At 43.1% G+C, this 24,686-nt stretch carries 14 protein-coding genes; 12 read left to right on the forward strand and 2 right to left on the reverse strand.

All coding sequences use genetic code 11. The features are described from left to right. Positions 1 to 142 precede the first annotated feature (142 nt). On the reverse strand, positions 143 to 1,147 hold the full coding sequence (locus AC1RM2_RS19690; RefSeq protein ID WP_492986867.1) for a LacI family DNA-binding transcriptional regulator: 1,005 nt from the start codon (positions 1,145 to 1,147) through the stop codon (positions 143 to 145). 202 nt (positions 1,148 to 1,349) lie between these two features. Between AC1RM2_RS19690 and AC1RM2_RS19695 the strand changes: the two genes are divergently transcribed. The 3 genes from AC1RM2_RS19695 to AC1RM2_RS19705 all read left to right on the forward strand — a co-directional run bounded on the left by AC1RM2_RS19695 (position 1,350) and on the right by AC1RM2_RS19705 (position 4,842). Continuing rightward, positions 1,350 to 2,879: a glycoside hydrolase family 28 protein gene (locus tag AC1RM2_RS19695; RefSeq protein WP_492986868.1), complete on the forward strand. Its 1,530-nt coding sequence runs from the start codon at positions 1,350 to 1,352 to the stop codon at positions 2,877 to 2,879. Positions 2,880 to 3,153: 274 nt separating this feature from the next. Further along, complete coding sequence (locus AC1RM2_RS19700) at positions 3,154 to 4,023, forward strand: inositol oxygenase family protein (RefSeq protein ID WP_477353774.1); 870 nt, start codon at positions 3,154 to 3,156, stop codon at positions 4,021 to 4,023. 228 nt (positions 4,024 to 4,251) lie between these two features. After that, positions 4,252 to 4,842 (forward strand): RNA polymerase sigma factor, encoded by a 591-nt coding sequence (locus tag AC1RM2_RS19705; RefSeq protein WP_492986869.1) that lies wholly within the window; start codon positions 4,252 to 4,254, stop codon positions 4,840 to 4,842. Positions 4,843 to 5,257: 415 nt separating this feature from the next. Here the strand turns inward: AC1RM2_RS19705 and AC1RM2_RS19710 are convergent, their stop codons facing one another. Continuing rightward, positions 5,258 to 6,547: a serine hydrolase domain-containing protein gene (locus tag AC1RM2_RS19710; RefSeq protein WP_492986870.1), complete on the reverse strand. Its 1,290-nt coding sequence runs from the start codon at positions 6,545 to 6,547 to the stop codon at positions 5,258 to 5,260. A gap of 257 nt (positions 6,548 to 6,804) precedes the next feature. Here AC1RM2_RS19710 and AC1RM2_RS19715 point away from each other — a divergent pair, with 257 nt between their 5' ends. The 9 genes from AC1RM2_RS19715 to AC1RM2_RS19755 all read left to right on the forward strand — a co-directional run bounded on the left by AC1RM2_RS19715 (position 6,805) and on the right by AC1RM2_RS19755 (position 24,685). Then, complete coding sequence (locus AC1RM2_RS19715; RefSeq protein ID WP_492986871.1) at positions 6,805 to 7,806, forward strand: FecR family protein; 1,002 nt, start codon at positions 6,805 to 6,807, stop codon at positions 7,804 to 7,806. Positions 7,807 to 8,062: 256 nt separating this feature from the next. Beyond that, the gene (locus AC1RM2_RS19720) at positions 8,063 to 11,332 is read left to right on the forward strand and encodes a SusC/RagA family TonB-linked outer membrane protein (RefSeq protein ID WP_492986872.1); all 3,270 of its coding nucleotides are present in this window, start codon (positions 8,063 to 8,065) and stop codon (positions 11,330 to 11,332) included. A gap of 20 nt (positions 11,333 to 11,352) precedes the next feature. Beyond that, a complete protein-coding gene (locus AC1RM2_RS19725; protein ID WP_492986873.1) occupies positions 11,353 to 12,945 on the forward strand; it encodes a RagB/SusD family nutrient uptake outer membrane protein in 1,593 nt (530 codons plus the stop codon). A gap of 582 nt (positions 12,946 to 13,527) precedes the next feature. Beyond that, positions 13,528 to 15,747, forward strand: coding sequence for an alpha-N-acetylglucosaminidase (locus AC1RM2_RS19730; protein ID WP_492986874.1), 2,220 nt, complete (start codon positions 13,528 to 13,530; stop codon positions 15,745 to 15,747). A gap of 18 nt (positions 15,748 to 15,765) precedes the next feature. Continuing rightward, the gene (locus AC1RM2_RS19735; RefSeq protein WP_492986875.1) at positions 15,766 to 16,965 is read left to right on the forward strand and encodes an acyltransferase family protein; all 1,200 of its coding nucleotides are present in this window, start codon (positions 15,766 to 15,768) and stop codon (positions 16,963 to 16,965) included. 52 nt (positions 16,966 to 17,017) lie between these two features. Next, positions 17,018 to 19,303 carry a GH92 family glycosyl hydrolase gene (locus tag AC1RM2_RS19740; protein WP_492986876.1) on the forward strand — a complete coding sequence of 762 codons (2,286 nt, stop codon included), beginning with the start codon at positions 17,018 to 17,020 and terminating at the stop codon, positions 19,301 to 19,303. Positions 19,304 to 19,795: 492 nt separating this feature from the next. Then, positions 19,796 to 22,450, forward strand: coding sequence for a family 78 glycoside hydrolase catalytic domain (locus AC1RM2_RS19745; RefSeq protein ID WP_492986877.1), 2,655 nt, complete (start codon positions 19,796 to 19,798; stop codon positions 22,448 to 22,450). A 303-nt stretch (positions 22,451 to 22,753) separates the two neighbouring features. Beyond that, positions 22,754 to 23,356 carry an RNA polymerase sigma factor gene (locus tag AC1RM2_RS19750; RefSeq protein ID WP_492986878.1) on the forward strand — a complete coding sequence of 201 codons (603 nt, stop codon included), beginning with the start codon at positions 22,754 to 22,756 and terminating at the stop codon, positions 23,354 to 23,356. A gap of 87 nt (positions 23,357 to 23,443) precedes the next feature. Beyond that, the gene (locus tag AC1RM2_RS19755) at positions 23,444 to 24,685 is read left to right on the forward strand and encodes a FecR family protein (protein ID WP_492986879.1); all 1,242 of its coding nucleotides are present in this window, start codon (positions 23,444 to 23,446) and stop codon (positions 24,683 to 24,685) included. The last annotated feature ends 1 nt before the right edge of the window (position 24,686 follow it).

Raw genomic sequence — 24,686 nt, forward strand, 5'->3', positions numbered from 1 at the left:
CCTACGCAGCGGTATACCCTTGTTCACATGGTAACCACTGCAAAGTTAAACCACCCAAACGGGAATTTTACCGCTTGGGTATTATTTAACAGAAAGGTAATATAGTGCGGAAAATTACCTGGAGCAGCGAATTAAACAACCCTTAAAATCCCGTGGATTCTCTTTTTATAATGGTTGATTTTAGTATCAGTGTTTCGTTTGGTTCAAAATACTTTTTATTCAATATTTTAAAAAGGATGCTTGCTGCTTCTTTGCCCATCTCAAAGGCGGGCTGTGTAATGGTACTAAGTGACGGGTTTAAAAGCGGTGCGGTTTTGAGGTTCGAAAAACTAATTATCTTAATGTCGCGGGGGACATTCAAATTAAGATCTTTGCACGCATAGTAACAGGGCAGGGCCAGGTTCTCGATAGATGTTATGATGCCGTCGGGGTTTTCATCAATCAGCAGTTTTTTTATCAGCGCGTAATTTTCATCTTCATCGTTAGCGTCGTTTACAACTAATGCATCGTTTTTGGCAATGCTGTTGTCGTTTAATGCAGCACAATATCCGGCAAACCGTTTTTTTCCTGTCGATAGGTTGTTTAAGGCCATCAGGTAGGCAATTTTTTTGCATCCACACTCAATTAAATGACAGGTAGCATTATAAGTGCTTTCGTAATCATCAGTAGTTATTTTTACAGCATCTATATCTTCATTTACACGGTCAAAAAAAACAACAGGTAGCTGATTAATGATGTCCTTAAAATCCTGATCGTTATGGGTTTCGCTTGCAACCGAAATCAGGATGCCGTCAACCCGTCCACTCAGCAAACGGCGCATAAAGGCCATTTCCAAATCGCTGTTTTCGTGCGTTTGGTATATTAAAACATGATAATCATGCTGGCGTGCTATTTCTTCGATGCCATTTATGGCCTGAGAAAAAAAGTTATTGGTTACTTCAGGAATAATTACGGCAATTGTTTTTGTTTTGTGGCTCCTTAAATTGCTGGCGGCCGGGTTGGGCTCATAGTTCAATTGTTTAGCCAGTTCCAAAACCTTCTTTTTGGTTTCGGGGCTTATTTCATGACTGTCCCGTAGCGCCCTTGATACTGTGGCGGTTGATAAATTAAGTGCTAAAGCGAGTTCTTTTAAATTGATGTTACCCATTGCGGATACCTGTTTATAACGATATAATTTTACTAATATAATGGGTTTTATGCAAACGTTTACGTAAATAAATGGATGCCGTTGCCCCAAACTAAACTAAAAGTTTAACAACTTAGATGCCTGATATAAAAATGAAATCCTGGTTGTGTGGCATATGCCGGGATAATAAACCTGCTTAATTTTTCTTTATCAATAGTTTATCATGAAAATATTTTCTTTTTTGGCTTTGCTTGCGCTGCCCTTTGCCGGTTATGCGCAGCAAAAAACCTTTAACATAACCGATTACGGCGCTAAAGCCGATGGTATTACCAATAACACCGCAAGCATTCAAAAGGCTATTGACAATGCAAACGCACAAGGCGGTGGTACGGTATATGTCCCGGCAGGGAAGTTTTTAACGGGGGTTATCAACTTAAAGTCAAACGTTACGCTAAACCTGGCAGCCAACGCCGTACTGCTGGGGAGCGCAAAGCGGATTGATTATGGCGAAGGCCATGCATCGCCCTTAATATTTGCCAAAGATCAGCAACACATCGGTATCACCGGTAAAGGAACAATTGACGGTAACGGCGACGAATTGCTGAAAGACCTTTTCGCGATGCTGAAGGCCGGGAAATTGCGGGATTCGTTATGGCAAAAAACTAATCCCTGGGGGCAAATTCAACCCGAAGAGCCAAATCGCCCCAAACTAATTGGCTTTTTTAACTGTACCGGCATCCAGGTAAAAGGTATAACCATTCAAAATGGACTGGTGTGGATCCAAGATTACAATAAGTGCAGGGATATGGTTATCGATAGCATTAAAGTAGTAAGCAACACCTACTGGAATAATGATGGTATTGACCTGGTGGATTGTAAAAATGTAAAGCTTACAAACAGCTTTTTTAATGCCGACGACGATGGCATCTGCCTGAAATCGAGCGACCGGAATAGCTGCTGCGAAAATATATACATAGCCAACTGCACCACGCGTTCAAGCGCCAGTGGTATTAAATTTGGCACTGCTTCATGGGGGGGCTTTAAAAAAATCACCATAAAAGATATCAAAATTTATGACACCTACCGCTCGGCAATTGCCCTGGAATGCGTTGATGGCGGCGTGATGGAAGATATTGACATCAGTAACATTCATGCCATTAACACGGGCAATGCTATATTTATACGCCTTGGCCATCGCAATAAAGACACTGTAGTGAGCAGGATTAATGGCATTAGGATAAGCAACGTAACCGTTGATGTACCCAAAGGTAAACCCGATAAAGGATACCCAATGGAAGGGCCGGAGGTTAAGGGTTCACACAACCCCTTCCCGTCCTCAATTGCCGGGTTACCGGGACATCCTGTTCAAAACGTAACCCTGCAGAATATCAAAATAGTATATCATGGCGATGCCAGTAAAGCTGTAGCCCACGTAAGTTTAGATTCATTGACCAGGATACCCGAAAACCCGCATGATTATCCGGAGTTTTCGATGTTTGGCGAATTGCCTGCATGGGGGTTTTATGCCCGCCATGCGGCAGGCGTGAGCTTTAAAAATGTAACACTTAGCTGCGCCGGGCGGGATTTTAGGGCAGCCTGCGTATTTGAAGATATTGACGGACTAACCCTTAACTCGCTTAAAATACCGCAGGTAAAATCATTACCCGTAATATCGCTTTTTGGCGTTACTAAATCGTTAATGCAAAATATTATAGTGCCCGGAAGTGCTAAAAATAAGGTACTTACAAAATAGGTAACAGGGTATGTACGTAATCGTTTACGTAAATAAATACCCCCAATTATGTAAAACCGATGTTTTTTTTAGTGAATTTTAAAACATTATAAAGCTAAACTGTGCCTTTAAGCACAGCTCATTTTAAGACTTATTTATTGGATTGCCGGTTTATAAATGGCCTGTTGTAGTTTTTACTCCAAGGTTTCCGGGGGGAGCGATAAGTATATTTTAGAGTTCAACAGATGAGGGCTTTACCAATATTTAATAATTAATTGTTTGAATAGTTTTCGATATGGAAAAGTTAACTGAAAAAGAGATTTCGCCGCTGCCGAGTTTGGATGTTTGGGAAGATGATGTATTAAGCAGGTACCCCGAGCCCGGCACAGCTAAAGCCAAAGACGAGTTCAGGGTTTATAATGATGCCGAAGACAACCCGGTAAGGGAGTTTTACAGGCTTAACCATACCTACCAAACTTATGGTAACGTTTTAGCAAAAAAAGCTAATTTTTTACAGTTTGATAAAATGGAAATGCCATGGTGGTCGGCAATGGAGTATTTGAATACGTTGGTTGATGAATCAGATCCTGATATTTCGCTCGATCAGTTGCAGCATTTATTGCAAACATCTGAAGCTATTCGTGCTGATGGCCATCCCGATTGGTTTGTATTAACAGGCTTTATCCACGATTTAGGCAAAGTGCTTTGCCTTTTTGGCGAACCGCAATGGAACGTAGTAGGCGACTCATTCCCGGTAGGATGCAAGTTTTCGGATAAGATAGTTTACCCTGAGTTTTTTGCGGCCAACCCCGATAGCACTGATGAGCGCTATAATACAAAATATGGTGTTTATACCCACCAGTGTGGGTTGGATAACGTGCATATGTCATGGGGGCACGATGAATATCTGTACCACATTACCAAAGATTATTTGCCCGAAGAAGCGTTGTATATGATCCGTTATCATTCCTTTTATTCGCAACACCGCGAAAAGGCGTATGATCATTTGCTGAACGCGCATGACCAGGAGATGTTTAAATGGGTTGATAAATTTAACCCGTACGATTTGTACTCAAAAAGCCCAAAACCGCCCGTAGTATCGGAGTTAAAGCCTTACTATGAGGATTTGATTGCCAAATATTTGCCGGCTACAGTTAAATTGTAATTGATGTACCCCTATAACAACGATTTTTTTGATTTTAATTGATTTGGCCTGTTTACTTAACCTGTACAAAATAACGTTTTAGCAGGTTAAGTTTAAAACAGGCTTACTTTAAAAATCAATAAACCGGCCCGGATACGCTAAGAAGTGTTTATGAGCAAATAAATATTTGTATTTTTCACAATAATTCCTGCTTGTTAAATGATTAAATAATTACCGGTTTTTATGAATATGGACGCAGATAAAGATTTAGTATTTCGCCTGCACGATGACGACATCGCGGCATTTGACCTGCTTTATCAAAAGTATCACCAGGCCATTTATCGTAATATTTACAAACTCACTAAGGATGACGACATCTCCTGCGATATTTTACAGGATATTTTTATCGCATTATGGGAAAAGCGTGCCGAAATTAATGCCGACCAATCTGTTAGCGGCTGGCTTTTTGTGTTGAGCTTTAATAAATCGATATCACATTTACGTAAAAAGCTACGGGAGGCAGCGGTTGTTAACGCTATGCCATTTGCCGAAATTGAGCAGGAAGATAACAACCTGCACCTAATTGACGATCAGTATTATTTGTTGAACCAGGCCATTAACCAGCTATCGCCCCAGCGTAAAAAAGTATTTACCCTTTGCAAGTTAGAAGGGAAAACTTACGAAGAGGCGGCCGAAACGCTAAACATATCTAAACATACTGTTAAAGAGTATCTTGGGCATGCTGTGGCTGCAGTGAAAAACCACATTCACGAACACCAGGCCGAATGGAAAACCGCCGGCGTGTTACTGGCCTGTTATTGGGTCGGCATCGACCATTAATTTCGATCTATGAAATATAGTTTGGCAGGTAAAATTAACAGAGCCTGCCTCTCACAAATTAAAGCAGAATCCACAAAGTGAATGTTGTACAAAACAGCATCAAAACTCTTTTTCTTTGTGGGCAAACAGTACAAATTTACACGCTTCTTTTTATATATCAAAACAGCCCTTTATTTATGCATAAACAGGTAAAAATAAGGCAATTAGTCTGCATTTTTCAGCAATAAATGCGCAATTTATTGACACAAAAAGTACATTTATTGACACAAAAATAAAATGAAGATTTTTCACTTAAAAGTTCAGAAAAAAACAGCCTGAAAAATTGGGTATCTTATGCGTTAAAATAGCTGTTTGTCAGTTATACCGTATAATGGTACTGTTTTAATAGACCTTTATGAGACATTCCAGCCACCCGCTACGGGCGGTGCAATTCATACACATCATCCACGTCCTGCAGCAATAACCGCTTGCCGCCATCATCAAAATAAAAGAAAAAGCCGAAAGGCTTGTTCCAGAACTCGTTTGGTGAGATCGCGGTCAATTCAAAATCCTTGCCTTTGACCGAAATCAGCAGTTTGCCTTTATCTAAACGGTTAGCAACCTGCATGCCGGAAGGCGCACTATAGGTGCCAGTAAAAGCACTTAACCGGGTGCTATCGAGTTGGACGCTTTGGAAGGTTTCCAGCGTATCGGAGATATGGAAGCAGGCTTTAAAAATGTGATCGAGGATGCGAGCTTTCGGGAATACTTCGCCGTTTGTGCAATATGCAAGGGCCAAACCTTCCTTTGGATAATATTGCATCGAGCTGCCAAAACCTTCGGTCTTGCCGTTATGGCCAAAACCGGGATTTAACGCATCACCGTAAGGAAAAAGGCCTTTACCATATCCGTCCCGCATGGTTTTCATGATCGCCAGGCTGCCGGCACTAATCAGTTTGCCGCTGAAAAGTGCGGTGATAAAGCTGCAGAGGTCCCGCGGCGTGGAAATGAGTGCGCCCGCTCCGCCAAAGTTATCGAGGCAAACGGCGCGGTCGGGCTTCCAGTTACTGTCAAAATATTTATAAGAGGTCGCTTCGCCAGGCATAAATCCAACTTTTTCCCCATAATAGGTATGCTTTAATCCCAGTGGCCGGATGATCTGGTTGGTCACTACGTTTTGATAGGGCTGGCCGTATAATTTCTCAGCGATGTAACCCAGCAGCAAGTAATTGGAATTATTATAATCTGCTTTAGCATCCGGTTCAAAATCCGGCTTTTGCCTGCTGATCATTTCCAGCAGTTCAGCATGCGTTTTAGGCTGGTCTTTCCAAGTATCAAAATCGGTGTTATTCGTGAAGTTCGCTAATCCGCTTCGGTGCCCCAGCAGTTGGGCGATGGTGACCTTATCCGCATTAGGCAGACCCGGAAAGAAAAGGCTTAAACGATCGGAAAGCGTTAAACGACGGGCATCGATCAACTGGTAAGTGAGGATTGCCGTGAATACCTTGGTGATCGAGCCGATACGATATTCAGTGGATGGGTTCTGATCCTTGCCAAAGGAACGCTGGTAAATCATTTTACCGTTTTGAGTGATCGCCAGGCTTCCTATCGCCAGGTCACCTGTGCTGAGATAGTGAAACAGGCTGTCCAGGCGCGCACGATCTATTTGGGCCTTTGTTAAAATCGGAATAAGTAAAATAATAGCAAATAAAGACAGGCGTTTCATGCTGTATGGTTTAACGGTGAGACAATCTTTGCCTCGTACAAGTTACAGATAATTGGCTAACTGTAACCGAATAAGAGTTTGCTGTCGTAATCACCAGAATGTTTTTTCGCCAACAAAAGTACCGTCAAGATTTATGAAAACAGCATCTGCAAACTACATAATTGACACTATTTGTAATTTTTGAATTTTATTTGAAAATAATTTCAAAACCATCCCCCCGTTTTAAACCTCCCGGCGTATTTATATAAAAATTGCTCGTGGAAACCATAGTTCAACGTTTAGAAAGGCTTTATAAAACTGATATCCTGACTCAGGACGACAAGCGCTGGCTTGCCGAATACCTGAAGGGAGATATCTCGGAATTATACCTTATAGCGCTTGATGGTTTCAGTAAAGATGTGCTGGAACAAAAACTTACCCTCAGCGATCAGGCATCCAACCAAATACTAAAAAATATCCATCAACGTATAACTACGCCTCCTGAACAGGTATTTCCAATAAGGCGGTTGCTGGTAAAAATGGCCATTGCAGCATCTGTTGCCACTGTATTTTGTACCGGCTACTTGTTCAGAAAACAACTGGATAATTGGATAGACCCGGTTAAGTACCAGGAAACAGTAGCGCTAAACGGCGAAATAAAACTAATAAGTTTATCTGATGGCACCACAATATGCCTTAACTCGGGCAGCCGGCTGAACTATCCTGATAAGTTCAAACAAAATACAAGGGAAGTTACCCTTACCGGCGAAGCTTTTTTTAAAGTAGCGCATAATAGCGCTAAGCCGTTTATCATTCATTCGGGCAAAATTACAACCACAGTTTTAGGTACCAGCTTTAATGTTAAAGCCTATAACGAAGATAAAGCCATTAAAGTAACCGTGGTAACCGGCAAGGTGGGGATATTAAACACAAAAGTAAAACAGCCTGCTGTTTTACTTACACCTAATATGCAGTTGGTATATTCCAAGACTGACGAAACACTGGTTGCAAAAAAAATTGACGATGCCCTGTCGGTAGTTAGCTGGCAGCAGGGTAAGTTGCAATACCATAATACACCATTGTCTGATGTGCTGGCCGATGTTCAGCGCAAATATAACGTGGTGATCAAGGCCGATAAAAATCTGCTCAACTGCACCTTGTATGCCGATTTTAACAATATGCCATTGCAAAAAGTATTAAAGCTGATAGAAGCCCTTATAAACGCCCACTTTAAAAAGGAGGGCAGTGCATATACCTTAAAAGGTAAGGGCTGTAATTAATATACCAATTATATAAAAACAAATAATGTTTGACACCTAAATAAAAGCTATGAGTTAAAACCCAGGGAAAGAGAAAATGATCCTCCAAAATGGCCGGGCCAGTTTTGGAGGAATAAAATGCCAAAGATTTATTAATGGAGCATGCAGGAGGCCTCAAGAACCATAGCACGTTCCAGCTTGACCTATAACACTTTAATATAGCAAAAATATGAAAAAAACCATACCCGAAAGATTCTTTCGAGCCATAACACTCGTTATGAAAATTAATGCGATTATTTTATTAGTTGTCTGTTCGCTATCGTCCATTGCTATGGCCGATAACTCATACGGACAAAGCGTACTGGAAAAGCCAGTTACCCTTAAATTGAAAAAAATGCCGCTTTCTGATGCGCTTGAGCGCATTTCGGCAAATACAGGTGTACGGATTATGTATACCGGTAATAATATTGAAAGCGATGTTAAAGTGACCCTGACGGCTCGCAACGAGAAACTGGAGGCCGTTTTGAAAAAGGTTTTATTGGACAACCAATTTACTTACACCGAAATTGAAGGTAGCTTATTGGTTAAGCCAGCGCCAAAACCCCCTGTGGAGAAAAAAGAGGAATTGCCGCCGCCTACTATTATTACCGGTACCGTTGTTGATGACAAGGGGCTGCCATTAATAGGTGTTTCGGTTAAAATAGCAGGCCTTGCAACAGGGGCAGTAACCGATTTAGAAGGCAAATTTAAGGTACAGGTAGCCAATGAAAATACTGTACTGGTATTCTCTTATATCGGTTTTGATACCCAAAGAATAACTGTTGGCACGCAAACCGTTATAAAGGTTACGTTGGTGCCTTCGGCCAATTCATTATCAACCGTAGTAGTTGTAGGTTACGGTACCACAACCAAAAAGGAACTAACCAGCGCCATTGCTACGGTTAAGGCCGAGCAATTTAACGCCGGTGTGGTATCAAGTCCTGCCGACTTGCTGGAAGGTAAAGTAGCCGGTTTAAATATTACCAATGATGGCAATCCCAATAGCAAAGCTTCTGTTACACTCCGTGGGCCATCGTCAATAAGGGCTGGTGCCGCATCGGCACCATTTTATGTAATAGACGGCGTACCCGGAGCCGATTTTAACTTGCTTGCCCCATCGGATATTGCTTCAATAGATGTATTAAAAGATGCCTCTGCTGCTGCAATTTACGGTACCAGGGCTACCAATGGTGTAATTATCGTAACTACCAAAAAAGCCAAATCGGGCCAGATGAGGATGACTTACAATGGTTACGGGGCATTTGAAAAAGTATCTAACCAGTTTGATGTAGCCAGCGCCGACCAATTGAGGGCCTATGTGAAAGCTAACGGGCAAAGTTTTACACCGGCAAATGACAATGGTGGAAATACTGACTGGCAAAAGGCAGTTGAACGTAATACCGGTTTTTCGCAAAACCATAACCTGTCTTTTGGCGGCGGTACCGATAAAACTACTTATAACGGAAGCTTAAATTACCTGGATAACCAGGGTATTGTTAAAAGCAGCGGTTTAAAGCGTGTTATAGGCAGGCTTAACATTACGCAAAAAGCATTGAATGATAAACTGAAGCTGGATTTTTCGTTAAGCAACGCGGTTACCAACTCAAACCTGTTGGTTAATGATATCCCTTTGTCAAGTGCAAATGGCCAAAGTCCCGGATTGTTTAAATCAATAGTTCAGTATTTGCCTACCCGTACCATTTATAATGCTGATGGTACATTTTATAACGACCCAACTTTAAAACTGGGTTATAACCCGGTTGGCCTTATTACCAACGATACCTACAAACAAAAAGTGAGCTTGTTATTGGGTAATGTGCGCGGTGAGTTAATATTACCTGCCGGCCTGCTTTACAATTTTAACTTAGCTTACCAGGAAACAAATACCGATAACAATACTTATTACAATTCGGCATCTGAGCTTGCTCCAAGTCTTAACGGTAAAGCTATCCGGTCGACTTATACAGATACCAAAAAGTTATTTGAAAACTATTTAACCTATGCTCATAACTGGAATGATAAGCATAATTTTAAAATCCTGTTTGGTTATTCAATAGATCAAACTACAACGGGTGACGGTTTTCAGTCAACTAATCAGAATTTTATATCTGATGCAACCGGCTACAGTAACCTGGCGTTAGGTACGCCTGCCGCCGGTTACCGGGTTGATTATGGCAGCGTTAATCAGGAAACGTTACGCCTGGTATCATTTTATTCGCGCCTAAATTATAGCTACCAAGGTAAATACCTTTTACAGGCATCATTACGCCGCGACGGATCAAACGCCTTTGGTACCAATAACCGCTGGGGATATTTCCCGGCTGCATCGGCTGCATGGCGTGTAATCGACGAGGGTTTCATGAAATCACAATCGCTGTTTGATGATTTGAAGCTTAGGGTAGGGTATGGTAAAACAGGTAACTCGTTAGGCTTTTCGCCTTATACACCAATTACCCTTTATGGTACTACCGGTAGTTTTTATTATAACGGTGCCTATATCGGCGCTATTGGTGTAACCCAGAATCCAAATCCTGATTTGAAATGGGAAAGTACAGGTACGCTTAACGGTGGTATCGATTTCTCTATATTAAAAGGAAGGCTGGGTGGCTCGGTTGATATCTACAATAAAAAAACAACCGATATGATCACTACCGTTCCGGTATCACTGATCAATAACTTCGTATCCACTAAGGTAGAAAACGTAGGTAGCATGTCTAACAAAGGTGTTGAAATTGCCCTTAACGGTACGCCTATCAAATCAAAAGATTTTACCTGGAGCAGCTACGGCAATATTTCATTCAATAAAAACAAGATCACATCGTTGGCCCCAAATCTTTCTAAAATATATGTGGGTGATCCTGAAGGACCCGGACAAAGCGGTATAAAAGTATCTATTATTGAAGCCGGCTATCCGCTTGGCGAGTTTTATACGCTGAAATATCTTGGCCGCACCAATGGAGTATCAACATTCTTAGGTGCCAACGGTCAGTCAACCACAACACCTACAAGTGCCGATCAAACCTATGCGGGTAATGCGCAGCCAACCTATACATTTGGTTTGGGTAACGATTTTACATATAAAAACTTTAGCCTTAATTTCTTTTTCAGAGGTCAGGGTGGTAACAAAATCATGAACGCATCTTTGGCCAGCTTTAACCAGCCAACCCAGGCTTCGGCACATGGCGTGCCTACTTTAACATTGAGCGAACCGGGTACCGATGTTAACGCCAACTTGTATTCAACCCGTTACCTTGAAAGTGGCGCGTTTATCAGGTTAAGTAACGCAACCCTTGCTTACAAATTTAATGTTTCAGGTAATTATGTACATGGCATCCGTTTGTATGTTACTGGTACCAACTTATTTATTATCACCAAATACAAAGGAGTTGATCCCGAGTTGAATTTGAACATCGATAACCAGGCAAGCGGCCAGTTTATCGGCGTTGATAGTAATAATTTCTATCCAAAAACAAGGAGTTTCCTTGCAGGTATACAAGTTGATTTATAATAACCATTAACCTAACTGACATGAATAATTTAAAAAGATATATAAAACCTGGCCTTATTGCCATGGTAATGGGCGCTATTTACCTTTCGGGTTGTACGAAATTAGATATTACGCCTAAATCAGCGCTTACCCCATCTATTTTCCCAACTACCCCGGCGCAGTATGTAGCTGCCACCGGGCCTATTTATACCTCGTTTCGCGGGGCGCCGGGCAGGCAGTACTGGTTATTGCAAAATTTAAGTACCGATGAAAATGTGCTGGTAGCACGTGGCGGTAACTGGCTTGATGGGGGTACCTATTCAACCGTGAACCTGCATACAGTAACACCTGATAACGGCATGACAGAAACCTGCTGGCAGTGGGGTTACGGAACCATAAGTTTATGTAACCAGGTATTGTCATTGTTTGACGCTACTCCGGCAAGTGATGCTAAAAAACAAACCGTTGCCGAAATTAAAACCATGCGGGCATTGTCATATTTTTACCTGATGGATCTTTTCGGAAATGTGCCTATCAGCAAAAAGTTTGGCGATACCACCAATCTGGGCACCCAGCCAAGGGCAACTGTGTTTGCATTTATCGAAAGCGAATTGCTGGCACAAATTCCTGATCTGAGCGCTACATCGGGCGTAACTACTTATGGCAGGCCAACTAAAGGTTTAGCTTATGCCATACTTGCAAAAATGTACCTTAATGCCCAATACTATATTGGCACGGCAAGGTACCAGGATGCGGTTACCATGTGCGATAATATCATAAAACTGGGCCAATATTCTTTAGATGCCGATTATTTGGGCATGTTTAAACCAAATAACGGTCCGCAAATTAAAGATTTTATATTTGCCGTACCTTATGATGGCGTGCAGGCGCAGGGCCAGTATTATGCCCGTTGGACAATTAACCCTAACTTGAAAAACAAGTATAAAATGCCTTACACACCAGATGGGCCTGTGTACACTTACAAAGAGTATTATGCTTTGTTTAACGATGCTAATGATATCCGTAAAAAACAATACCTGGTTGGTAAGCAATATAACAATGATGGCACGCCAATAAATATTACTACAACCAATATAGGGCTTGATGCAAGCTATAGCGGGCCAAATCCTAATGCAACTGTTGTACACCAGCTGGAGTTTACGCCTGATATTGTTTGGAAAAATAACGCAACCTTTGATATTGGCAATGATGAACTTGCCAACGAAGAAGGCTACAGGAACAACAAATTTTATCCGGATAGTTTAAATACAGATCGTAACCAGGGCAATGATGTGCCGATGTTCAGGTATGCCGATGTGTTGCTGGAGAAAGCAGAAGCCATTTTAAGGGGCGCAACAGCAACCAACGGCGATTCGCCTTTGTCGTTAGTTAACCAGGTAAGGGCGCGTGCAAAAGCTTCGCCAATGGCGGCTGTTACCTTGCAGGATATTTTAGATGAGCGCGGCCGCGAGCTGGCGATGGAAATGTGGCGCCGTAATGACGTTATCCGTTTTGGTCAGTTTGAGAAGCCATGGGGTATAAAAACCGATGCAAATCCTGCCAAACGCATTTTCCCGATACCAAGACCCGAAATGCAGTTAAATCCAAAACTGGTTCAAAACCCAGGTTATTGAGCAGTATGTTTAGTAATAAATACAGGCCGTACACCGGCCTGTATTTGTTTTTTACCGTCTTTTGTTTTTAATATAATTGTTCTATAACACTGTTTAACAATAAAAGAAAAAGACCATGATTGCATGTTAAAGCCTGGCGAATGGCTGAGGCGGAATGTCGTATATCGCATGGCGGTGACGACTCACCCCGGCTACGCTGCGCTGGCCGACCCTCTCTCCGCTTCGCGCAAAGAGGGTTGAGGAAAGAAAAAACAATCTTTTCGCCCCTCTATGCGGCGCAGCCGGAGAGAGGGGCAGAACGAGCGTAGCGATGTTCGGGGTGAGTCGTCTCCGCCATGCTGGTAGCGGAGGGTTTTATAAACATTGATTATAAATTAACTACAAACGCGAAACCCTCTATGCGGCGCAGCCGGAGAGAGGGTGGTCGGGCGTAGCCTCGACCGGGTGAGTCGTAGCCGGCGTTCGGGCAAATGTTTATGACATAAATTTCAATAACTCGTAAGTAGGTAAAAGCAATAACGTAAATTAAAAGTTAAAGCCCTCTTTAACATTTCTATCTTATCAAATTTAAACAGGCTCTATATGTTGTTAAGCAAATTTTTTTCAGTACGTTTTTTTGCCCTGCTTGTTGTTTTAACTTTTATAGGGAATATTGTAAATGCCCAGGTTAACAAGGATGCATCATACGCGTTAATTGGCCGCGTTATACCAAAGGCAGCAGCACATTTTAAGATAGAAGAAATTCCTGCCGTTAATGGCAAGGATCTGTTTGAAATAGAAAGCGTTAACAACAAAATTGTATTAAGGGGCAATAATGGCGTCGCGATAGCATCCGCATTATACTATTACTTAACCGAATACTGCCGCTGCCAGGTAACCTGGAATGGTACCAATTTAAACCTGCCCGCAAAATTACCCGCAGTAACCACTAAAATTCATAAAAACACACCCTACCAATATCGGTACTACTTAAACTATTGCACGTACAACTACAGCATGAGCTGGTGGGACTGGAAGCGATGGGAAAAAGAAATTGACTGGATGGCCCTGCATGGTATTGATATGCCGCTTGCGCTAACCGGCCAGGAATATACATGGTACGAGGTGTATAAGGATATGGGCTTTACAGATAATGATTTGAAATCGTTTTTTTGCGGCCCGGCTTATTTTTCATGGTTTTGGATGGGTAACCTGGATGGCTGGGGTGGCCCCTTGCCGGTAAGCTGGATGACAAGCCACCGCGATCTGCAAAAAAAGATACTACAGCGCGAAAGGGCATTGGGTATGAAACCCGTTTTACAGTCATTTACCGGCCATGTACCCGCCGCGTTCATGACACGCTTCCCTAATTCAAAACTCAAAAAAACTAACTGGAACAATGGTTTTGGCGACACCTATATATTGGACACCCACGACCCAATGTTTGACTTAATTGGGCGTAAGTTTTTAGAAACCCAAACGCGTTTATACGGAACCGATCATTTATACTCGGCCGATACCTTTAATGAAAACGAACCGCCGACGGATGATCCGGCTTATTTATCGGCACTAAGTTCGCGAGTGTACCAGGCTATGAGTAGTGCCGACCCCAAAGCTATCTGGGTAATGCAGGGCTGGCTTTTTTACAGCGACCGAAAATTCTGGAAAACACCACAGATAAAAGCCTTATTGGAGGCGGTGCCTAACGATCATATGATTATGCTTGATTTGGCAACCGAGATTGAACCCGTTTGGAAACGTACCGAAGCTTATTACGGCAAGCCGTGGATATGGAACATGCTGCATAATTTTGGCGGCAATATAGGCATGTTCGGCAGGATAAAAGGGGTGGCAAATGGTCCGGCACTTGCACTTAAAGATACCGCATCGGGTAAACTGGCAGGTATTGGCCTTACTATGGAGGGGATTGAACAAAACCCCGTGTTGTATGAACTAATGACCAGCAACACCTGGCAAAGCGAACCCATTAACCTGGATAACTGGCTTCGGTCGTACATTTTAAACCGCTATGGAAATGTGAACCAGCATACCCTAAAAGCATGGCAGGTATTAAAAGAAACCGTTTATAATGGTAAAGATATCCGCGACGCCTCGGAGTCGATCATAACAGGCAGGCCAACGTTTGATTCGGCAGCAGTGTGGACGAGGACTAAGCTAAATTATCAGCGTAAAGACTTACTACCCGCCTGGGACGAATTAATGAAAGCAATACCCACAAACGGGAAGAGCGATGGTTTTCAATATGACCTGGTGGATTTATCGAGACAGGTATTGGCAAACTATGCCAGGCCATTGCAGCAAAAATGGGTAAAGGCTTACGAGGATAAAAACGTGGCCGACTTTGATAAATACAGCGTTCAGTATCTTCAGTTGATTGGCGATATGGATGCGCTTTTGGCAACACGTAAAGATTTTTTATTAGGCCCATGGCTTGCCGATGCCCGTAAATGCGGAACTACCCTGGCCGAAAAGGCAATTTATGAACGGAATGCCCGAAACCTGGTTACGCTTTGGGGCGACGAGAAAAGCCCGCTTCATGAATACTCCTGCCGCCAGTGGAGCGGCTTGTTAAATGATTTTTATAAAGTACGGTGGCAAAAGTTTTTTACAGAAGCCCAGGCCGCGTTGAAAGCCGGAAAGCCGATGGATGCCGCCGCATTTGATAAAAATATAAGCGCCTGGGAGTGGAATTGGGTAAATACGCAAAAGCCCTACCCGGTAACCACCAAAGGCAATAGCATATTGCTGGCCCAGCAACTATATAAAAAGTACCGTACTAAAATAGGGGCAGACTTAAAATAATATTAATATTTAAGGCATATGGCCAATGCACCAATTGTAACTGATCCTTTAATAAATACCGGCAACGGTAAAAACGCGCCTGTAAAGTTACCCCGCTTACTATCGTTAGATGCGCTGCGTGGCTTTGATATGTTTTGGATAATGAGTGGCGAAGGGGTGATACACGCCCTGGCGAAGGCAACCAACTGGCCGGTTTTACTGTGGATGTCAGGCCAGTTACACCACACCGATTGGAACGGGATCACATTTTATGATATGATTTTCCCGTTGTTTTTGTTCATTGCGGGGGTATCAATGCCATACTCTATGCATAATAAAATGCTGAAGGCGGGGGTAAACGATGCACAGTTTTTACCCAAAGCAGATAAGCGGAGCATCTATTTATCCATGATTCGGCGTACCTTGATCCTGCTTTTTTTAGGGCTGATTGTTAACGGCCTTTTTAAGTGGAACGGGTACGAGCAAACGCGCTTTGCAAGCGTGTTAGGGCGCATCGGCCTGGCCTGGTTTTTTGCAGGCCTCATTTATTTGAATTTTAATATCAGGCAGCAGTTTGCCTGGTTTGCTGTATTATTGTTAGGGTACTGGGCCGCTATGATGCTTATCCCGGTGCCGGGTTATGGCGCAGGAGTTTTAACCATGAATGGCAGCCTGGAATCATATGTCGATCGTTTATTACTTCCCGGCCGCTTACATGATAAAATACATGATCCCGAAGGGGTGTTATCAACCATCCCGGCAATTGGCACAGCCATGCTGGGCATCTTTACCGGTCAGTTTTTAAAATACCAATCGGTAAAATGGCCCATGTGGAAAAAGGGTGTGGCGCTATTTGTGGGTGGGCTACTATTAATTGCTATCGGCGCCGTATGGAATTTGACCTTCCCTATCAATAAACGCCTCTGGACAAGCTCTTTTGTTTTATTTGTAGGTGGATGGAGTTTGGTTTTCCTGTCTGTATTTTATCTGATTATCGATGTGGCCGGCTATCGCAAATGGGCTTTCCCTTTTGTGCTTATCGGGGTAAATTCAATCCTTATTTACCTGGCATCCGAAGGCATGATCGATTTTCAGCATACCGCCCATTACTTTTTTGGCGGGCTGATCCAGTACGTATCGCCGCTATGGCAAGCGGTTTGGCAGGCCATAAGCATCGTGATTGTGCAACTCGCCCTACTATACTTTTTATATCGTAATAAGATATTTTTAAAAATATAACAATTCATTTCAAAAAAGTCTCCCCAACCGGGGGAGATTTAGAGGGGGCTATATGATACTATTTAAAGGACTACGTTTATATTTTACTTTGTTGCTGTCGGTTGCATCGGCATCTGCATTTGCGCAGGATGTTGTTAAATATGTGCAACCCCTGGCGGGTACCGCTGTTGCCACAACGGCATCGGCACTAAAGCATGGTGCGGGCTACGGGGCCTCGCAGGCCAATACTATCCCTGCCGTAACCACACCATTCGCCATGACGCAGTGGACGCCGGAAACCCAGGCAACGGAAAATAAGTGCGTACCACCGTATCTTTATAAAGATAGCCTGTTTTACGGCCTGCGTGGCTCGCATTGGTTAAGTGGTTCCTGCACGCAGGATTATGGCAGCTTTACCATTATGCCCATAACCGGGAAATTAAAGACCAACAATTACCAAACCTCGTTTAAACACACCGATGAGCTGTTAACCCCCTATTTATACCAGGTTAATTTAGCCGAATATAACGTACATGCCGCCGTAACCGCCACCCCACGCTGTGGTATAATGCAGTTTACAATGGATAAGGCAGATAGCCTTTATTTACTGATTACGCCCAACAGCGACAGGCACGAAGGCTACATACAGGTGGATGCCCAACGCGGAGAAATATGCGGTTACAACCCGGCGCATCGCATTTACCAGGGATGGGGCAAAAGCGCGGGTTTTAATGGCTTTTTTGTAATCCGGTTTGAAAAACAGGCCGATCGCGCGGGGACTTTTACCGGGGAGAAGATTTTATCAGCCACAAGCCTGAAAGACATGCCGGGCTTAGGCGCTTTTGTTGGCTTTAAAATGAACAAGGGCGAAAAGCTGGTAATCCGCATAGGTACATCATTTACCAGCCTGGATGGTGCCCGTAAAAATTTACAGGCAGAAATGCCCAGCGCTGATTTCGATAATGCAGTTGTTACGTGTAAGGCGGTTTGGCAAAAAGCCTTAAGCCAAATTAGCGTAGTAACAGATAACCTGAAGGATAAAAATATTTTTTACACGGCCTATTATCACACCATGCAGCAACCCAGGTTGTTTAACGATGTGGATGGCCGCTATCCTATGTTTGCCACCAGTTACAAAACAGCAAAGTTAACTAAGGGCAATTATTATGACGATTTTTCGATGTGGGATATTTACCGTGCCGAAATTCCTTTGTATGAAATACTGAAACCTGCTTTTGTAAATGACCTGGTACGCTCGCTGATTATTAAAGGCAGGCAAGGAGGCTGGATGCCTATATTCCCCTGCTGGAACAATTACACGTCAGAAATGATAGGCGATCATACGGCTTCGGTAATTAGCTCCGCCTATCTTAAAGGCATCCGCGATTATGATGTAAACGAAGCTTATGGTTTATTGCGGCACAACGCTTTTGACATCCCTGCCAATAAAGCTGATTATATAGAAGGCAAAGGCCGCCGGGCTTTGGACAGCTATTTAAAATATCACTACATACCCCTGGAAGATAGCGTGCCCGATGCCTTTCATAAAAAAGAGCAGGTTAGCCGTACAATGGAGTATGCTTATGATGATTATGCCTTATCGCAATTTGCGAAACAAATAAATAAAACAGCAGATTATAAATTGCTGATACAACGAGCGGGTTACTATAAAAATGTATTTGACCCGGCAACGGGCATGGTACGTGGCCGCTACGCCAATGGCAGTTGGATAGCGGATTATAACCCCGATAAAAAAGAAAGCTATATTACCGAGGGTACGCCCCGCCAATATACATTTTACGTGCCCCAGGATATTCCGGGCCTTGCACAACTGATGGGTGGGCCCGCTAAACTGGAATCGGCATTGGATAGTTTGTTTTTGAAAAAAGAATACTGGCACGGCAATGAGCCGGGGCATCAAATACCTTTTATGTACAATTATACCGCCGCTCCCTGGAAGTCCCAGCAAGAGGTTAGGGAGATACTTGCAACGGAGTATAGTGATGGGCCGGGTGGTTTGGGAGGTAATGACGATGCCGGGCAAATGTCGGCCTGGTATATGTTTGCATCCATGGGTTTTTACCCGGTAAACCCGGTATCGGGCCAATTTGTATTATGTTCGCCAATTTTTGATAAAGTAATATTGAAGCTGCCCAATGGGAAAAGCACCACCATAACCTGCCACAAGAAAAGTAAAAATTCAGCATACATTTACCAGGTTAAGCGGAACGGGAAGCTAAGCCTGCGTAATTACATCAGCTATCAGGAGATCATGAACGGCGGTAGCCTGGAATTTTTTATGCAGGATACACCTGATGCTAAATGGGCAACGCAAACCCGATATCAGCCCGGCCGGTAAAACTCAGATAAGGGTAAGTCAAACAAAAACAGACAACGACCTTAGCCACCAATAAAAAAGGGCAAATTTCAACCTGGAATTTGCTCTTTTTTATTGGTAGTCACGCTTTTCCTGAAGCGCTTTTGAACAGCAAATAGCTATACAAAGGCTCTCTGTCTTGCAGGACAGAAGGGGACGGTTATCATATCTGCTTAAATTAATTTTGATTAACCATTTATAATCTATCGAATTGCCGGGTTGGCAACCAATGATAAAATATTGTTGAATACGTGTTGTTTCGAGTGATTGTAATTGAATTGTTTTGGCTTTTGACAACCGGTTGTGCCCTTTGTGGCGTGTTTAACTAACAAAGCCTGTTATAACCCATTTGTTTCTGAAGGATAAAGATGAAGTTGGAAAACAAACTATGCCAGCATGGCCGCTAACCAGGCTATCCCGGTTTTTGATGGTCGACTTTAGATAACCTTAGATCGTAAAAACATTAACCTATATATGAGAATAATCCTTGCCACGGCCTGTTTTTTATTAGTATGCAAAATTGGTACAGCACAGGTAACCGCTACCAATCTTTTAACCGAAGATCAGAAAAATCCCATCAGCATTGATGCCCGTAGCCCCCGGTTTAGCTGGCAGCTGGCCCCAAATGGCAGCAAGGCCAATAGCCAGGCCGCTTACGAGGTGCAGGTGGATGCTATTGATGCTGAGGGTGGCAAGCCCGTTAGTTTATGGTCAACCGGTAAGGTGTTATCAAGCCAAACGTTGTATGTGCCATACGGTGGCCAAACGTTGCAATCGGGACATAGTTATTCATGGAAGGTAAGGACCTGGGACATCAGCGGTAAGCAGTCTGCCTGGAGCGAACCTGCCTTATGGACGATGGGGCTATTATCCCCGGCCGACTGGCAGGCAAAATGGATAGGCCCTTCAACACCCGATGTGGTGAATGGCCCTGTTCCGTTATTAAGGGCCGGTTTTTTGTTAAACAAACAGATTAGCAAGGCAACAGCATACATCACATCCCATGGCTTTTATGAGGCCCAAATAAATGGCAAAAAGGTGGGTGATGCCTACCTGACACCCGGGTGGACAAGCTACAACAAAAGGCTGCAATACCAGGCTTATGATGTTAAGGACCTTTTAAAATCGGGTGATAATGCTATTGGAGTGTCGCTTGGCAGTGGCTGGTACCGCAGCCCGCTGGGGCCATACAATCCACGACCGGATTTTTACGGGAAAAACCTTGCGCTTTTGCTGCAAATGAAAATAGTTTACACCGATGGCACCGAAAAACTAATTGTATCCGACGAAAGTTGGAAGTCATCTACCGGCGCCCTGCGCTTTGCCGAAATTTACGATGGCTGTATTCTTGATACCCGGCTTGCCCGGCAGGGCTGGTCGGAAGCCGGTTTTAACGACCGGGACTGGCAGGATGTAAAAGTACAGTCCCTGGATAAAAACAACCTGGTGGCCACCATTAATGAACCGGTTAGGCAGCATGAAACATTTAAGCCCATTAAAATCATCACCACTCCACGGGGCGAAAAAGTGATCGACTTTGGTCAAAACCTGGTAGGTTGGGTAAAAGTTACCGTTCAGGGCCATGCCGGCGATTCCATTATGATATCGCACGCCGAGGTATTAGATAAGGCCGGTAATTTTTATACCGAAAACCTGCGTGCCGCCAAAGCCCAGAATATTTACATTTTAAAAGATAACAGCAAGCAAACTTTCGAACCGCAGTTTACCTGGCAGGGTTTCAGGTATATTAAGGTAGCAGGCATTAAAGGCGAATTAAATCCGGCCGATTTTACCGGGATAGCCTTATATTCTGATATGAAGGTGACGGGGAGTTTTGCATGCTCAAACCCATCCCTTAACCAATTACAGCACAATATTCAATGGGGGCAAAGGGGCAATTTTTTAGATGTGCCTACTGATTGCCCGCAACGCGATGAACGGCTGGGCTGGACGGGTGATGCGCAGGTTTTTTCGCGCACGGCATCGTACAACATGAACGTGCACAACTTTTTTACCAAATGGCTTAAAGATGTGGCTGCCGACCAATACCCCAGCGGAAGTATCCCTTACATCATCCCCGATGTTTTTACTAACGGCAATAATGAAGTTGGCGGCAGTACCGGCTGGGGTGATGTATCAACCATTGTACCCTGGACGGTTTACTCAGCTTATGGTGATAAACAGGTTCTGGAAAATCAGTACGCGAGTATGAAAGCCTGGGTTAAGTACATTGAAAAGCAAACCGAAAACGACCTTTGGGTTACCGGAAATCATTTTGGCGACTGGCTGTTTTACAGCGTGAACAACGACAGGGACGGTACATCTGCCATCACCAATAAATATTTAATTGCCCAATGTTTCTATTCCTATTCAACACAGATATTACTTAACAGCGCCAAAGTCCTGAACAAAAAGGCCGACGAACAGTATTATACGCAATTATTGCAAAGGATAAAAAATGCCTTCGTAAAGGAATATGTTACGCCAAATGGGTTGATATCATCTGATACACAAACAGCCTATGTACTGGCGCTTGAATTTGATATGCTGCCGGTACCGCTAAGGCAACAGGCTGCCGGGCGGCTGGTTAAAAATATAAAGCAGTATGATTATCACCTTACAACGGGCTTTTTAGGTACCCCGTACCTTTGCGATGCCCTTAGCAAGTTTGGCCATGCGGATGTGGCTTACAGGTTGTTGTTACAGGATACCTATCCGTCATGGTTATACCCTATCAAGGCAGGGGCCACAACCATTTGGGAAAGGTGGGATGGCATCAGGACCGATGGCAGCTTCGAGGAATCGTCTATGAACTCCTATAACCATTACGCTTATGGCGCCATTGGCGATTGGATGTATCAAAACATAGCCGGCATACAGGCTGGTGAGGCCGGTTATAAAAAAATAATTATTAAGCCGGCTATCGGCGGCGGCCTAACCTGGGCCGAGGGCGGTTACGATTGCCCGTACGGACACATTAGCAGTAAGTGGAAAATAGAAGGCGGCAAGCTTGATATGTCGGTTACCATCCCACAAAACACAACTGCTGATATTTTTGTGCCCGATGCGTTAGGTAAAACCTATCAAAAATTTTCTGTTCAAGGCGGCGCTTATCATTTTCAACGATAAGCGAATGTTTTGTGTTTTATCAAAAAGCACAAACGTTTTATTGAACTATATGTAAGTATTTGACTGTTAGTTGATTGTTATTTTATCGATTCTCGTCATACAGCAGTGCAATTTATGTTGAAGATTAATGGAATAAAGAATTATTCAACCCCATGAACTGGTGCCGGATGATACAGATAGATAGGGATGGTTTTAATATTTATGTTATGCATTATTGTGTAACCAATAAAAACCATTCCATATTTTAAACGGATAACGGGTGTAACCAAACCTTGCTTTGCAACTTCAAATGAAAAAAACACTATGAGTTCTTCTCTTAGCCAAACGGATAAAGAGCTTACCGCACTACTCAAAAGTGGGAGTGTTTTGGCATTTACCCAGTTGTATCATAAATACAGCCCTAAAATGTACGCCAACATGTTTAAGATGGTGAAGGACAAGGAGGTTGTAGAAGAGATGATCCAGGTTTTATTTTCACGGATCTGGCATCAGCGCGAGACTATTACCTATGAGCGCGATTTTTCGGGTTATTTATACAGGGCAGGTTCGCATTTGGTGTGTGATTTTTATAGAAAGCTGGAAAGCGACCGGAAAATGACGGCCCACTTTAAATCGACTATTACCGAGCATTATTCGCACATAGAAGAAAAAATATTTTTTAAAGAAAGCGAAAATCTGCTGCTACAGGCTTTGGCAGAACTTTCGCCACAACAGCGCCAGGTTTATCAACTTTGTAAGCTTGATGGATTTAGCTATAAAGAAACCGCCACAAAACTTGGCATATCTCCCCATACCGTAAAGGAATATCTATCTAAAGCAAAAAACGTTGTGAAATCTTACATGGTCAAAAACATGGAAATTGTTACCTTTTTGATGTGTTGTTTTTACATAGTTTTGTCCAATTAATTGGTGCGCAGTTTTTTAATTCGATTGATTGAGCCCCCCATATTTATTTTAATTACGTCTTTAGTAAAATAGTATAACTGCTGATAGATGAACTACAGGGAATTATCACTTCTGTTTGAAAAACTGGTAAAAAATGAATGCACTGAAAAGGAAGCAGATTTGCTGTTGAAGTTGCTGTCAGACAGATCTTATGACGGTATGTTCCGCCAATTGGCAGAAGAGCAATTGCAGCAAACGGAGCAGGGTGTAAACCCAAACGAGGTGTCTGAAGAATTGCTGAACCTTAAATTGGAGGCGATTTTAAATTCTGGTTTGCCAACAAAAAAAATCAACAAAAAAAATGTCCGCCATTTATACAAATGGTATGCAGCGGCTACCATGCTGTTATTTTTGGCTATTGGAGCCTATGTTTTCAAAAAAAATAAGCCGGCAAATTTGGTGGCAAATAACCATCAGCAAAAAATTACGTTTGGCGGCAATAAGGCCGTTTTAACTTTAAGCAACGGTCAAAAAATTAATTTAGAAGACGCGGCTAACGGAGCCATAGCCGCCCAATCGAATTTCACTATCACAAAAACAAAAGAGGGGCTGGTGGTTTACCAGGCCAATGCTTCCGGCGAAGCAGGCAGTGCCGCATCAGCAGTGCCTTTATATAACACGATTACAACACCCGATGGCGGCCAATATGAGGTTGTGCTTCCGGATGGATCAAAGGTGTGGTTAAATGCTGCATCGTCCATAAAATTCCCGGCGCAATTTGCGGCAGATAAACGTTTGGTTGAGTTAACCGGCGAGGCTTATTTTGAGGTGACGAAAGTTTTTATTCCCCTGAAAAAGGCAAATAAGTTTGAAAAGATGCCCTTTGTTGTTTTGAGCGGCCGCCAACAGATAGAGGTATTAGGTACCAGGTTTAATGTAAATGATTACCGGGAAGAGAGCAGTGTGAAAACAACCTTGCTTGAAGGGTCGGTAAAAGTGAATACGCTTAACGGAGATGGCCAGCAAACGTCCCCCTCATCAGCAATGCTCAGGCCGGGGCAGCAGGCAAACCTGGATCGTGGTAACATAAAGGTTAGTGCAGCTGATACCGCTTCGGCAACTGCGTGGAAAAACGGCTTTTTTCAATTTGACAATGAAGATATTTATGTGGTAATGCGAAAAATTGCCAGGTGGTATAACATTGATGTGGATTACCGTGGAGATATGCGTGGTAAGGTTTTTTCAGGCGTGATATCAAAATATAGCAACGTAACCGAAGTACTGAAGATGCTACAGTTAACCGGCAGTGTTTCGTTTGCCATAAAGGAGCGAAAGATTACCGTGTTTTAAT

Source organism: Mucilaginibacter sp. GW822-FHT03E02, assembly GCF_058801545.1.